Source organism: Trueperella sp., from assembly GCF_043424875.1.
Taxonomy (GTDB): domain Bacteria; phylum Actinomycetota; class Actinomycetes; order Actinomycetales; family Actinomycetaceae; genus Trueperella.
Map to the genome: position 1 here is coordinate 1 of NZ_JBHWPL010000069.1, position 13,828 is coordinate 13,828.

The window sequence follows — 13,828 nt, forward strand, 5'->3', positions numbered from 1 at the left end:
CCCTTTCGTCAAGGCGCTTTTGTCCAGTCGTCCGCGTTCTTGTCGAAAAGCCGGAGCCTGCCTGCGGAAATTTTGCCACCAACTTCTTTAACAAAAGCGAGTGGAACCACCATAATCACACGCACGATTACCCACATCGCCCACATGATTCCAGGCCGCTACCAGTGTTTGAGACCCGCCCAACTTGAATGGACCTGCCAGAATCTTCGCGGATTCAGCGAACCGAATTCACCAAGTGGGCGGACGCGGGCGCGTCGGTCCACGAGTCTCCGCCGAGTTCCCCCGGAAGCCCAGCGTTCTCGGGGACGAACACCGGCTCGAGGTAGCGCGCTTCCACGCCGTCCTCGCTAATGATGCTCACGTACCCGTACCGTTTAATGGCCGCGCGCTGGTGTTCGTAGTCCTTGAGCGCGGCGATCACCCAGCCGGACAGGGAGAGCACACTGACCAAATTCAAGATCGTGATGGTAAACATGGCCAAATCCATGAGCACCCATACGAACGGCAGCGCGAGCACGGCACCGAAAAACGAGAAGATGACCATGAATGCGCGACCCACCATGTGCACCGCCGTGTTGTCGCGAAGGAAAACGAGATTTGCCTCGCCGTACGCGTAAGCACCGAGGATTGAGGAGAAGCCGAAGAAGAAGATCATGATCGCCATGGGCCAGGCCATCCAGGTGCCGAGCGTGTCGGTGATGGCGACTGTGGTGAGCACGCCGGAGTCGTCGGGCACGGCTGTGGAAAGATCGAGCACGCCGGAGGTCATGATGATAAAGCCGGTGGCCGTGCACACGAACATGGTGTCGAGGAAAACGCCGAACGACTGAATCAAGCCCTGCTGGACCGGGTGCGCCACGGTGGCGGTGGCGGCCGCGTTCGGGTTCGTGCCCATGCCGGCCTCGTTCGAGAACAGGCCGCGCCGCATGCCGTTGATCAGCGCCGCGACCACGCCGCCGGCCGTGCCCGCGAGCGCCTCGCGCAGGCCGAAGGCAGAGAGGAAGACGTCCGAGAAGAAGGCGGGAAGGGCATCGATGTTCACCACGATCACGGCCACGGCGGTGATCAGGTACGCCAGTGCCATCGCGGGCGAGATCACCTCGGTTGCCTTGGCAACCCCGCGCACGCCGCCAAACACGACGACGGCCGTTAGCGCCGCGACCACCAGCCCGGTCACCCACGGCTCGACACCGTGGGAGTTAGCCAGCACGCCCGCAATCGTGTTCGATTGGACCATCGGCATCGCCACGGTCATCGAGAACACCATAGACACGGCGAAGGCGATCGCGAGCGGCCGCGAGCGCAGCCCCCGCAGAATATAGGTGGCCGGCCCGCCGCGGAACGTGCCATCGGGGTGGCGCTTCTTGAAGATCTGGGCGAGCGTCGCCTCGGCAAACGCCGTGGCCATGCCGAACAGCGCCACGATCCACATCCAAAACAGCGCGCCCGGCCCGCCGAGGATGATCGCGAGCGCCACGCCCGTAATGTTGCCGATGCCGATGCGCGTGGCCATGCCGATCGCAAACGCTTGGAACGACGAAATGCCGCCCTGAGCGCCCTTGCGCGAATCCATGACGTAGCGGGCCATGTGGCCGATGTGGCGGAACTGCAGACCCTTGGAGCGGAACGTCAGGTAAATGCCGGTGCCGGTGAGCACGGCGAGCATGATCCACGTGTACAGCCAGTCGCTCACGCCCGTCAGCGTTCCCGTCAGCGGCCCCGTGACCGAATCTAGCCATTCCTGAATCTGTTCCATATCATCGTCCTTCGAGCGTGCAGTGCGTTGCGTTAGGCCCGACGACGACGGCCCTCGCCGCGTCAAGATTCGCACCCTTCGCGGTGACAAGTTTTGCATAACTCGTGGTAGATCGCCGATCGCGCCAGCATGTGACCAATTCGAAACTGAATCGGACGTCAAAGCCCAAAAAGGCGTTGGCTGTTTCATTAACCGTGTCGTAATCTATTTGTTGGCACCTGTTCACATTGCGTGTGGCGCACCGCGCCAGCCAGCGTGCGAGTGATGCCACCCATTGCACACATAGTTAGCGGAGGCACGAGCCCCTTGTCTGGTTTCTTAGGTCGCTTTAGCGGTCAGCACGAAGTTCAGGAACTCCTCAACGCGCAAGCAACACACCTGGTCCGCGCAGCAAAGGTATTGGCCGAGATGGTCAGCGCCGATTCGCACTCGCGTACAGAGCTCAACGAGAAGCTGCACGAGATTGAAAACGACGCCGACACCGCGTCTCACCAAGTCCTCAAAGAGGTCGGCTCCCGCTTCGTCCTCCCCTACGACCGCGGCGATCTGATCCGCCTCACCGGCGCGATCGACGACTGCGTTGATGCCATGGACGAGGCCGGAGACAACCTCGTTCTCTACCGCATCGGCGAGGTTTCGCCCAAGCTGCACGAGATCACCGACATCATCGTCCAGTGTGCCGAGCAGGCCGTCGTCGCCGTTGGGAAACTGAAGAAGATCAACCCGTCGATCCGCAACGTCTGGCTCGAAATCAACAACCTCGAGAACCGCGCGGACGTACTGTACCGCGAGCTCGTCACGCACGTGTTCGACTCCGATCGCACTCCGAAGGGGCTTATTGCCTCGAAGATCACCCTGGACTCGTTCGAGGCCGCGGTTGATTCGTTTGAGGAGCTCGCCGCCACGGTTGAGCTTCTCACGCTGAAGGAGTCCTGATTCCGTGGATCCGATTCTGACGCTGGTCATAATCACCGTCGTGATCGCCCTCGTTTTCGATTACACGAACGGATTTCACGACGCCGCCAACGCCATCGCCACCTCCGTGGCAACCCGTGCGCTGACCCCGCGTGTTGCGCTCCTCATGGCCGCGGTCATGAACTTCATCGGCGCCCTGCTTGGTACGGGCGTGGCCGAGACGATCGGCTCCGGCATCGTGGATGTGAGTGCCACCGATGGCATGAACGGGCTCCTTGTGGTGTTGGCCGGTCTTCTTGGCGCCATCACCTGGAACCTCATTACGTGGTGGTTTGGCCTGCCGTCGTCGTCGTCGCATGCTCTCATCGGCGGTCTCGCGGGCGCTGGTCTGGCTGCCGCGTTCGTTGTGCACTGGGACGTGATCGGCACGAAGGTGATTCTGCCGATGTTTATCTCGCCCGTCGTGGGCTTTACGCTGTCGTATCTGCTGATGAAGGCACTGCTTAATACGTTTAAGAATGCGACGTACAAGCGCACGATGAAGCGCTTCCGCGTCGCCCAGACGATCTCCGCCGCCGCCATGGCTCTCGGCCACGGCCTGCAAGATGCGCAAAAGACGATGGGCGTGATCGTGATCGCGCTCGTTGCCGGTGGTTACCATGAGGGCACGTCGATCCCGCTGTGGGTCAAGCTCGCTGCGGCCGGCGCGATTTCGGCCGGCACGTACGCCGGTGGCTGGCGCATCATGAAGACCCTCGGCACCAAGATCGCCGACCTCAATCCGGCCCAGGGCTTCGCCGCCGAGACCGTTGCTGCCAGTGTTCTGTACACCACCGCCTTCGTGTTCTCCGCCCCGATTTCGACCACGCACACGATCACCTCGTCCGTGATGGGCGTGGGCGCGACCCCGCGCCGCTCCGCCGTCCGGTGGGGCACCGCTGGCAACATCGTGGGCGCCTGGTTCATCACGTTCCCGGCCGCCGGCTCGATCGCGGCGCTGTTCAGCCTGCTGTTCACCCAGTTCGTCTAGGCATTCACGCAACCGGGGCAAGTCCCAACCAAACCGGGCAGGAACTTCCTGCACCATTTGGCCATTTCCTGCACCACTTGCCCTGAGTTGCCGGGTGGGCGTCGCAGCGGACCGACGCAGGCCCCCAGCGAGGGGCAAAGCAAAAGCGGGGCGCTCAAGAGGAAATGAGCGCCCCGCCCCCGTGCGAGCACGTCCCTGCGCGGCTACCCGAATGCCGCCAGGACGCGTAGATCAGCCGAAGCGGCCGGAGACGTAATCTTCCGTCTCCTGGTGCGTCGGGTTGGAGAAGATCTTCTCCGTGTCGTCGAACTCGATGAGGTGGCCGGGCTTGCCTGTGCCCTCGATGTTGAAGAAGCCGGTCTTCTGGGAGACGCGGGCGGCCTGCTGCATGTTGTGCGTGACGATCACGATCGTGTAGTCCTCCTGCAGCTCCTGCATGAGGTCCTCGATCGCGAGGGTCGAGATCGGATCGAGAGCCGAACACGGCTCATCCATCAGCAGCACTTCAGGCTTCACAGCGATCGCGCGCGCGATACACAGGCGCTGCTGCTGACCACCGGAGAGCGAGGAGCCCGGGCGACCGAGACGATCCTTCACTTCCTCCCACAGGTTCGCGCCGCGCAGCGACTCTTCCACGATCTGCTCGCCCTCGGACTTGGACAGATCGCGCTTGTTGAGCTTCATGCCGGCAAGCACGTTGTCGGCAATCGACATCGTGGGGAACGGATTCGCGCGCTGGAACACCATGCCAACGTGCTGGCGAACCTGCACGGGATCGACGCCGGACTCGTAGATATCCTGACCGTCGATGTTCACGTGTCCCTTGACGTGCGCGCCCGGAATAACCTCGTGCATGCGGTTCAGTGAACGGAGGAAGGTCGACTTTCCACAGCCCGACGGGCCAATGAGGGCCGTGATCGAACGCGGTTCGATGTCAACAGTCACGTCTTCTACCGCGAGGAAATCGCCGTAGTAAATATTGAGGTCCTTGACCTTAATGCCTTCAGACATTGAGATTCCTTTCCTGGGGCTTGGCCCCGTGAGGCTCGTGCCTCGTGCGGCCTCGGCCGCAATCCGCGTGGACTACTTCTCGCCTGCCGGAGCGAAGCGCTTGGCAATGAAACGAGCGAGCAGGTTCAGAAGAAGAACGATGAGGATGAGCAGGAGGGCTCCGGCCCAGGCCTCGGCGGAATTTCCGGACTTGTACTGGTTGTAGACGTAGACGGGCAACGTGTACATCTGGTTCTGGAAAATATTGTAGTTGTAGAAGTCGGTGGTACCGGCGGTGATCATGAGCGGAGCGGACTCGCCAATGATTCGCGCGGTCGCGATGAAGATACCGGAGATGATTCCCGAGACGGCGGTGCGCAGCACCACGCGGATAATCGTTCCGGCCTTCGTGACTCCCAGTGCGTAGGACGCCTCGCGCAACTCGTTAGGAACAAGGCGCAGCATCTCTTCGGTATTCCTGACCACGATCGGGGTCATGAGCACCACGAGCGCGATTGCGCCGGCGAAACCGTTCTTGAACTGCGCCTGCCCGAACAGGGCCTGGTTGATCATCGGGATGATCGCCGCCGCAAACAGACCGGCCACGATCGACGGAATACCCGTCATGATGTCCACCATGAACGTGATGACCTTCGACAGCGTTCCCTTGCCGTATTCGACAAGGTAGACGGCGGTCAGGATTCCGAGCGGCACCGCGATCAGCGCGGCCATGCCTGTGATCATGAAGGTGCCGACGACGGCGTGCCCGGCGCCCGTCACCGTCTCCGGGTTGGACTGGCCGAACGTCGTCGACGTAAAGAAGCCGCCAGCCGTCATGCGGGTCCAGCCCTGGACGAGAACCGTCCACAGAAGCGAAACCAGCGGAATAACCGCGGCGATGAACGTGCCGGTGATGACCGACGTCAGCAGGCGATCGGTGCCGTAGCGCCGGCCTTCGACGCCGAAACCGAAGCCAATGATGACCACGAAGTACACGACGAGGAAGGTTAGAACGCCGGCCACGCCGCTGCCGGCAATGCGTGAGACGAGGAATCCGATGAGGAGGGCCGCCACGATCGCGGCGATGTTGAACCACTTCGGCAGGTACTTTTGAGAACCCGAACCAATACTCTTCGGGGACTTCATCTTCGGGGAGGTAACTGGTGCGACACTCATGCGTTTGCTCCTGAGAACTCTGCGTAGCGAGCAACGATCGACCTAGCGATGAAGTTAACCACGAACGTAATGACGAACAGGATCAGGCCGAGTGCGATCAAGAAGTCGGACTCGATGCCGGAGGCCTCGGGGAATCGCAGGGCGATCTGAGAGGCGATTGTCGAATGTTGCCCCGGACTCATGAGGTTGAAGTTGATCATCAAGCCCGGCGAGAGAACCATGAGCAAGGCCATCGTTTCACCGAGCGCTCGACCAAGGCCAAGCATCGACGCCGACACGATTCCGGAGCGTCCGTGCGGGATCACAACCATCTTGATCATTTCCCAGCGGGTTGCACCGAGTGCGAGCGATGCTTCTTCCTGCAGACGCGGGGTCTGGAGGAACACTTCGCGTGCGAGCGAGGTGATGATCGGGAGAATCATGATGGCGAGAATGATGCCGCCCATGAGAATGTTACGGCCCGGCGGGACGAACGCGGCGGCGTCCGGTGCGAGCGGCCACCATTCCCAGTTCTGCGCGGCATAGCTGAAGCCCGGCAGGCCACCCTGCCAAACTTCGTCGCCGTTTTCGAGTCGCTCAGGCGTGCCGGAGATCCATTCGAGGATCGGGGTCAGGACTGAGGACAGCCACTCGAAGATTGGCCGCATGATCGGCTCAAGCGTCCACATGCCCCACAGGCCGAAGACCACCGAGGGGATTGCTGCCAGAAGATCGATGACGTAGCCGAAGGCGGATGCGAGTTTGCGCGGTGCGTAGTGCGAGATAAACAGCGCGATACCGACGGCGAACGGCACGGCGATGATGAGCGCGATGATCGACGCGAGAAGCGTGCCGAAGACTGTCACGCCGGCGAACTGCCAGAACGTCATTCCTCGGGTGAAACCGATGCGTTCCGCAAGTTCCTCACCTGGCGTGACGAGAATGTTGCCTGAGGAGATCAGCAGGAAGATAAAAACTGAAGCGAGAAGGACGAGGATAGAAATTCCCGCTGCTGTGGAGATGCCGTTGAAGAGCTTATCGCCCGCCCGCTTACCGCCGCGGCCGGGCTTCATGCTGGCTCTGCGTTCGGAAATGGTAGGCGCCTGCGTCGGAGGTGCCTCGGGGGCATCGTCCACCTTCGCATCGGCAGAGTGGTCAACGTGAGTCACGTCATACTCCGATCTTTGACGTGGTTGCGGGCCAGCCCGAATGAGGCTGGCCCGCACCCACGTTAAGTGGTCAACTTAGTTGGTCTGGATCTGGTCGATCGCAGCCATTGCCTGCTCGCGCAGGTCGTCCGAAATCGGGGCGTTACCGCCATTGGCCCCAGCAGCGGCCTGCTGGCCATCTGCCGACGTCATGTAGGTGAAGTACTCCTTGACGATCTCAGCGGTGTTTGCATCATCGTACTGGGTGCAAGCCACCAGGTACGAAATCATGACGACCGGGTAGGCATCTGCAACGCTGCCGTCACGCTTGAGGTCGACGGTCAGGATGCGGTCGGTTGCGTCGTCGGTCTTTTCAGAGTTATCGACGATTGCTGCTGCTGCCTCGGGCGAGTACACGAGGTATTCGCCTGCAACTTCAACTGCAACCGTGCCGAGGTCGCCGATCTGCGAGGCGTCGGCGTAGGTGATAGTACCCGGGGTCGAGGTCACGAGGTTGACGACGCCGGCGGTCTGCTCAGCGGACTGCGTGCCCGAGAGCGGCCAGGTGTCGGACGGCTCGTGCGTCCACAGATCCGAAGCCTCCGCGAGGTACTGCTGGAAATTCTCGGTGGTGCCGGAGTCATCCGCGCGGTTGACCGGGATGATCGGCTGTGCCGGAAGCTCGATGTCTTCGTTCAGCTCAGCGATAGCTGGATCGTTCCACTCGGTGATGTCGCCGTTGAAGACCTGTGCAAGGACGTCAGCCGACATGTTGACGTTCTCGATGCCGTCAAGGTTGAAAGCAATCGCGATCGGGGAGATGTAGAGCGGGAGCTCGAGGGGCTCTTCGCCACCGCAACGCTCGGTTGCCAGGTTGAGCTCTTCCTCGTCGAGGATCGAGTCGGTGCCTGCGTAGTGGACTTCGCCCGCGATGAACTGGTCGCGGCCCGTGCCCGAACCGGTCGAGTCGTAGTTGACGATCGCGCCGGTGTTCGACGTGAAGTTATCACGCCATGCCTGCTGTGCGTTCACCTGCGAGGAAGCGCCGGAACCGTTGATGGTTCCTTCGAGGCTGCCACCTGCGTTGTCGCCACCGTTGTCTCCGCCACCGGTCTCGTCGGTGCATGCGGCCAGACCGAGCGCGAGCGTCAGAGCTGCGATGCCGGCCATTCCGCGGTTACGTGCAATCTTCACAGTGTTCCATCCTTCTAGATGTCGTTTCCGTAAGAGGTTGACAACCCCTTGCCACGATCCACACTAAAGCGGCTTCATTGACGGTCAGCAATCGCAAGGTTAACAATTCGTTAACTCGCTGTAAGGTCGAACACAATCTTGCATTCGCCCGCCCGATTTTGGGATTTTAACTAGGCGATGTGGGGATTATCGCCAGTCGATGTCAGGATTCTCGCTATGTAACCTCGCACTTTTGACCGGCCTGATCCCGGGCTTCTCACTAGTCGATGAGCGGGCGAATCTTCTCAAGCGCGACGATCGTCGGCGCCTTACCGCGGCGATTGGCGACGTGCGCGACGATCACCTCGCCGGTCTTTAACCACGGATCCTTCTCGGGCACCTGGCGCATGATCGCCTGAGGCGTGTACTCCTCAAGAGTCTCCATCACCGTGGGAAGAGTCGGACGGTGCAGGCACGCCACGGTGGGGCGCATCTCCTTGCGCAACCACTTCCGCACGAGCGCCGCCACTGCCTTGGGCTTCTTCTCATGCGCCGTCTCGGTCAGCTCGTCCTTCGTTTCGACGTCGTACCCGGTGGCTTTCGCGTAGGGTTCCACGGATTCCACGCAACGCCGCCACGGGGATGACACAACTCGCTCCACCCCGTACGCCGCGAACACTCGCACGAGAGATTCGGCGCGCTCGTACCCCGTCTTGGTGAGCGGGCGGGTCTCCTCTGCCCCTTTGCCATCCTTGTCTTTCCACGCCGAGCGCTTCATTGCGCGGGTATGGCGGGCAAGGAGTAGTGGGACTGTCTGGTGCTTATCGTCGGACCACAGATCCTTCATGTGGCCGAGAATTTCGCGGTCGCCCTTGTGGGTGAGCATCTTCTTCGCCTGCTTGATCGTCACCCAGCGGACCTCGTCCACTTCCTTCTTCGACGCAAGACTTACCTTCGGGCGCACCTTCACCGCCGGATTCGATTTCTCAATCTCAGTGGCGAGCCAGTAGCGCACTTCCTTCGTCCGGCCACCGGCGATCGTGTAGTGCTGCCAGCCGAGCGGGGCGCCAAGCACAATGTCGAGCCCGGCCTCCTCGCGAATCTCGCGAATGCAGCACTCGTGCAACGACTCGTCGCCTTTCACCTTCCCCTTCGGGAAAGACCAGTCATCCCACGAGGGCCGGTGAACAATCAGGACCTGCGTATTGCGGTCCTTCTTGCGCCAAATAACGGCACCGGCTCCCCTGACGTCTGGTTTGGACAAGACAACTCCTCCAGTAATGTCCGAAATTTCTACCCGCTGTGTGCGTGGCGGTTACACCACTGCACATTAACAGCCGAAAGTTAACGGATCGGCCCTCGCGGTGTGAACCTAACCTCGGTCTGCCACGGTTTCGCGAGCGCGGGACATGAGCTGATCTTGAATGTGCGGAAGCTTGAGCCCATCCACATCAGTCGTCACGTGCTCCCACCCATCGGCCTTCATGTGCCACGACTGCACCTCGTCCGACGTCGCCCGGCGCACGAGCTCGATCAGGAACTCCTTCTGATCCTCCTCCACCACGCGGATGAGCGCTTCAACTCGGCGATCCAAGTTGCGGTGCATCAAATCCGCAGATCCAATCCAGACCTCTGGATCGTCGTCGTTGCAGAACGCATAAATACGCGAATGCTCAAGGAAGCGGCCAAGAATCGAGCGCACGCGAATGTTCTCGGAAAGACCGGGGATGCCGGCGCGCAGGCAGCAGATGCCGCGGACCTGGATGTCCACGGGTACGCCCGCCTGGGAGGCGCGGTACAGGGCGTCGATGATGCGCTCGTCCACGATCGAGTTGCACTTGAGGCGGATCCATGCGGGCTTGCCGGCTTCAAGGTTCTCGATTTCGCGGTCGATGCTCTCGATGAGGCCAGTGCGGATGCCCGTGGGCGCCACGAGCAGTCGATGGAATTTCGCCTTGGGCGCGTAACCAGAGAGTTGGTTGAACAGGCGCGTGAGGTCCTGGCCGACGTCGCGATCGCACGTGAACAGGCCGAGATCCTCGTAGCCTCGCGCCGTCTTCGGGTTGTAGTTACCCGTGCCCACATGGCAGTAGCGGCGCAGCCCGTCCGATTCCTGGCGCACGACCAGCGAGAGCTTGCAGTGCGTCTTCAACCCCACGATGCCGTAGACGACGTGGACGCCCGCCTGCTCGAGCTTGCGAGCCCACTCGATGTTGTTCTCCTCGTCGAAGCGCGCCTTAATCTCAACAACCGCGAGCACCTGCTTGCCGAGATTCGCCGCCTTGATCAGCGCATCCACGATCGGGGAATCGCCCGACGTGCGGTAGAGCGTCTGCTTGATCGCGAGCACCTTCGGATCCTCCGCGGCCTGGCGGATGAAGTGCTGGACCGACGTCGCGAACGACTCGTACGGGTGATGGACGAGGACCTCCTTGCGGCGAATCGCCGCGAAGATGTCCGGCATCGAGGCCGACTCAACGTCCGAGATCCCCTTCGCCGTGACGGGCACGAACTTCTTGTACTTCAGGTGCGGACGGTCCAGATCGTGAATGACATTCAGACCCGTCAGGTCGAGTGGCGCTGGGAGCGGCAGCACGTCGTCGTCGCGAACTCCCAGCTCACGGACCAAAAGCTTGAGCACACGCTTGGAAATATCTTCCTCAACCTCGAGGCGAACAGCCTGGCCGAAACGGCGGCGGAGCAACTCCTTTTCGAGGGCTTTGAGGAGGTTTTCGGCGTCGTCTTCTTCGACCTCGAGGTCCTCGTTGCGGGTGACGCGGAAGGTGGAATACTCCACCACCTCCATGCCCGGGAACAGCGACTCGAGGTGAGCGCCGATGACCTCCTCGAGCGGGATATAGGAGGTCTTGCCGAACTCGTCCACCGGCACGTCCTCCGGGCGGTACGGGCGGCCATCAGAATCCACGGCGATGAAGCGCGGCAGGAGCGGCGGGACCTTCACGCGGGCGAACAGCTCGTTGTTGTTCTTCGGGTTGCGCACGAGCACCGCGAGGTTGAGCGACAGGCCCGAGATGTACGGGAACGGGTGAGCAGGATCCACAGCGAGCGGTGTGAGGACCGGGAAAATCTGCTTGCGGTAGAACTTGGACAGGCGGTCCTTTTCCTTATCGTGCAGGTCCGACCAGTGCTGGATGACGATGCCGACCTCTGCGAGCTTGGGCTGGACGTCGTCGCGGAACACGTTGGCGTGGCGCTCCTGGAGCTCCTTCGTGCGGATCCTAATGCCCTCGAGCACCTGGCGGGGCGCGAGGCCGGACGCCTTCGTCGTCGCCATGCCCGTAGCGATGCGGCGCATCAGGCCGGCCACGCGGACCATGTAGAACTCGTCTAGGTTGGAGGCGAAAATCGCGAGGAACCAGGCGCGCTCGAGGATGTGGAGATCCTGATCCTCCGCCTGCTCGAGCACGCGCTCGTTGAAGGCGAGCCAGGACAGCTCGCGGTCGAGGAAGCGGCCATACGGGAGGTCGCCCTCGTGGAGCTCCTCCTCTTCGGCTTCGGCCTCGCGCACGAGCTCCTCAGCCTCCTCGACGAGCTCGTCAGTAGAGACAGCCGTGCCCATACGCATCCCCTCGAGGACGCGGGCGCGCAGCGCCTGCACGTCGTCCTTCGACAGCTCCTTGAGTTCCTCATCAGTTTCAATAATCTCGTCGAGAGATTCAGGCAATGTTTCTTCGAGGTCGATGTGGTCAGCCGCCGTCGACGGGGTCAAATCAGGGGTTAGCTCGCTCATACCAAAATAGTCTCAGAATTGGGCCGGGATTATCAATGGCAGCGGGCTAGAGCGAGTACTGGGTGTGGGTTTCGAGGACGTCGAAGCCGGCGCGATAATAGGAGCGCACCGCCGGCTCGTTCTCGAGGTCCACGTACAGGATCGCCCGCTGGAATCCGTGGCCGCGCATGATCTTGAGCATGAGGTTCGACAGCGCGCCGCCGAGGCCCTGGCCCTGAATCTGCGGATGGACGCCAAGCACGTAGAGCTCCACCAACGAATCCGACTGTGGCTTGAGCCAGAGGTAGGCCAGCGGCTTGTCGCCGTTAAGCCCGTTCGCGGTGGCGACCGAGGCGCTCATGGAGGCGCCGTCCGCGATGTCGTCCGGCTGGCCGACCTGCGTTGGGCGCACGAGAAGGAGGAGTTCGGGGTCGAACCAATCCTGCGAGAAGCGCTGGCGCATGTCCTCGGCCGTGAGTTGGCCCTGCTCGGGGTGCTCCGCGAATGCGGCGGAGTTGAGCTCGGTGAATGCCTCGAGGTCGGCCTCGGGGTCGATGGGTGTGATCACCCAGTTCGGGATGGCGTTCGTGAGGTCGGGCTTATCAACGACCCCCACGAGCGGGCGGCTCATCGCGAGCAACGAGCGGGTGGCCTTGAGACCCTCCGATTCCGCGAGCACCTGCGCCGGCGGCAGTGTGCCATGCGCCCACAGCGGAGAGCCGGCAAAGCGCTCGCGAGCCTCACGTAGGAGGCGGCGGCCGAGACCCCGGTTGCGGTGGGATGGCGCGATGGCGAGCTCCACGCTGCCGTTGCGGAGGTCGCGGATCGCGGCGCCCACGACGCTGCCCTGGCTCGTTGGCTTGGTGGTACCGGGCGTGGCGTTGTCAGGGGCGCTGGTGTCAGGGGTGTTTGTGTCAGGGGTGCTGACGTCAAGACCTGAACCTGCGCCATCGGCGTGGGCGGGGCTGGCCGCAGAATCCCCACTTGCCCCGCGACCTGCCTCTTCCGTAGAACCCGAACCGGCCCCACCACTTACGGCAGGGCTGACATCGGTGTCGATCAGCAGGAGGTACTCGGATGCGTCATCCGAGTCGAGGTTGAGCATGGTTTGCTCGTCGAAGGCAACGAAACCGTCGTCGTCCTTGACGGCCTTGGCGAGTGCGCGGATCTGATCCGCGAAGCCACCTGGCTCACGGAGATAACGGATTTCGAGTGCCACTTAGTCGCGCACGCCCTTGGTCAGCGTTTGCCCTGCCGCTTGGAAATCCTGCGAGACGCGCAGCATCGCGGTGTCGCGGCGGGTGACTTCGGTGGCGAGCTCGTGCTCGTCGTCGATGATCCACGCCGGCTGGACGCGACCGATGAAGTCGGTGAAGCGGGCGGAGCTACGAAGTACATCGGCGAAGTCGCCGCGGTAGTTCCCCTCGAACACCTCGTCCCACTTGGCGCGGACCTCGCGCGGCGAAGGCACCTGATCGAGCTTCTCGGGTTCGCTCTCCCCCACTGCTTTTTGCGCGGCGGCGTAGCGGAGATCGGCCTCGTCTGGGAAGCGGCGGATCCACTCCGAGAGGAGGAAGCCGCGCCACAGTGTGCCCGGCAGCGACTCCTCGGGCGAGTTCACCCACGACTCAGCAATCACATCGATGCCCTCGTCGCGGATCAGTTCCTGCACGCGCTCAATGACGTCATCCTCTTCTTGGCGGCCCGTGACGAGGGGGACGATCGCCTGAGCAGACGTGTGCGCAAGTTCCGAGGTGGTTGCCGTATCCGCCTCACCTTCAATCATCTCGACCTGGTCGGGCTTGAGCTGGGCTGGCCTACGTGGCTGTGTCATGATTGCCTCCAATCGATTGGTTCTATTCTCTCGCAAAAGGCGCTCTCATGTGGGACGTTGCGCGAGGAAGGTGGATTTGCTGGTGCGGGATACCCGC

The 13,828-nt window shown here is 62.1% G+C and carries 11 protein-coding genes; 2 read left to right on the forward strand and 9 right to left on the reverse strand.

Translation table 11 applies throughout. The features are described from left to right. Positions 1 to 214: 214 nt before the first annotated feature. On the reverse strand, positions 215 to 1,756 hold the full coding sequence (locus tag ACHFFR_RS06415) for an alanine/glycine:cation symporter family protein (RefSeq protein WP_394263439.1): 1,542 nt from the start codon (positions 1,754 to 1,756) through the stop codon (positions 215 to 217). A gap of 306 nt (positions 1,757 to 2,062) precedes the next feature. Between ACHFFR_RS06415 and ACHFFR_RS06420 the strand changes: the two genes are divergently transcribed. Together ACHFFR_RS06420 and ACHFFR_RS06425 are read left to right on the forward strand one after the other, a co-directional pair. Then, positions 2,063 to 2,692 carry a DUF47 domain-containing protein gene (locus tag ACHFFR_RS06420; protein WP_394263440.1) on the forward strand — a complete coding sequence of 210 codons (630 nt, stop codon included), beginning with the start codon at positions 2,063 to 2,065 and terminating at the stop codon, positions 2,690 to 2,692. A gap of 4 nt (positions 2,693 to 2,696) precedes the next feature. Then, positions 2,697 to 3,701 carry an anion permease gene (locus ACHFFR_RS06425; protein ID WP_394263441.1) on the forward strand — a complete coding sequence of 335 codons (1,005 nt, stop codon included), beginning with the start codon at positions 2,697 to 2,699 and terminating at the stop codon, positions 3,699 to 3,701. Between the two features lie 231 nt (positions 3,702 to 3,932). On the opposite strand, the gene pstB is transcribed toward ACHFFR_RS06425, so the two are convergent. The 8 genes from pstB to ACHFFR_RS06465 form a co-directional block, all read right to left on the reverse strand. Further along, positions 3,933 to 4,712: a phosphate ABC transporter ATP-binding protein PstB gene (pstB, locus tag ACHFFR_RS06430; protein ID WP_394263442.1), complete on the reverse strand. Its 780-nt coding sequence runs from the start codon at positions 4,710 to 4,712 to the stop codon at positions 3,933 to 3,935. A 72-nt stretch (positions 4,713 to 4,784) separates the two neighbouring features. Beyond that, positions 4,785 to 5,867: a phosphate ABC transporter permease PstA gene (gene pstA, locus ACHFFR_RS06435; RefSeq protein WP_394263443.1), complete on the reverse strand. Its 1,083-nt coding sequence runs from the start codon at positions 5,865 to 5,867 to the stop codon at positions 4,785 to 4,787. Next, positions 5,864 to 7,015, reverse strand: coding sequence for a PstC family ABC transporter permease (locus ACHFFR_RS06440; protein WP_394263444.1), 1,152 nt, complete (start codon positions 7,013 to 7,015; stop codon positions 5,864 to 5,866). Before ACHFFR_RS06440 ends, pstA begins: the two co-directional genes overlap by 4 nt. A 75-nt stretch (positions 7,016 to 7,090) precedes the next feature. After that, the gene (locus tag ACHFFR_RS06445) at positions 7,091 to 8,188 is read right to left on the reverse strand and encodes a phosphate ABC transporter substrate-binding protein PstS (protein ID WP_394263445.1); all 1,098 of its coding nucleotides are present in this window, start codon (positions 8,186 to 8,188) and stop codon (positions 7,091 to 7,093) included. A 259-nt stretch (positions 8,189 to 8,447) separates the two neighbouring features. Then, on the reverse strand, positions 8,448 to 9,431 hold the full coding sequence (locus ACHFFR_RS06450; protein WP_394263446.1) for an NUDIX domain-containing protein: 984 nt from the start codon (positions 9,429 to 9,431) through the stop codon (positions 8,448 to 8,450). Between the two features lie 108 nt (positions 9,432 to 9,539). Next, on the reverse strand, positions 9,540 to 11,918 hold the full coding sequence (locus tag ACHFFR_RS06455) for an RNA degradosome polyphosphate kinase (RefSeq protein WP_394263447.1): 2,379 nt from the start codon (positions 11,916 to 11,918) through the stop codon (positions 9,540 to 9,542). 46 nt (positions 11,919 to 11,964) lie between these two features. After that, positions 11,965 to 13,116 (reverse strand): mycothiol synthase, encoded by a 1,152-nt coding sequence (gene mshD, locus ACHFFR_RS06460; RefSeq protein WP_394263448.1) that lies wholly within the window; start codon positions 13,114 to 13,116, stop codon positions 11,965 to 11,967. Beyond that, positions 13,117 to 13,731: a hypothetical protein gene (locus tag ACHFFR_RS06465; RefSeq protein ID WP_394263449.1), complete on the reverse strand. Its 615-nt coding sequence runs from the start codon at positions 13,729 to 13,731 to the stop codon at positions 13,117 to 13,119. Positions 13,732 to 13,828: the final 97 nt, after the last annotated feature.

Bases quoted from the DNA above. Each gene is read 5' to 3' on its own strand.
- ACHFFR_RS06415 (WP_394263439.1), bottom strand. From the start codon at position 1,756: ATGGAACAGATTCAGGAATGGCTAGATTCGGTCACGGGGCCGCTGACG.
- pstB (WP_394263442.1), bottom strand. From the start codon at position 4,712: ATGTCTGAAGGCATTAAGGTCAAGGACCTCAATATTTACTACGGCGAT.
- pstA (WP_394263443.1), bottom strand. From the start codon at position 5,867: ATGAGTGTCGCACCAGTTACCTCCCCGAAGATGAAGTCCCCGAAGAGT.
- ACHFFR_RS06455 (WP_394263447.1), bottom strand. From the start codon at position 11,918: ATGAGCGAGCTAACCCCTGATTTGACCCCGTCGACGGCGGCTGACCAC.
- ACHFFR_RS06465 (WP_394263449.1), bottom strand. From the start codon at position 13,731: ATGACACAGCCACGTAGGCCAGCCCAGCTCAAGCCCGACCAGGTCGAG.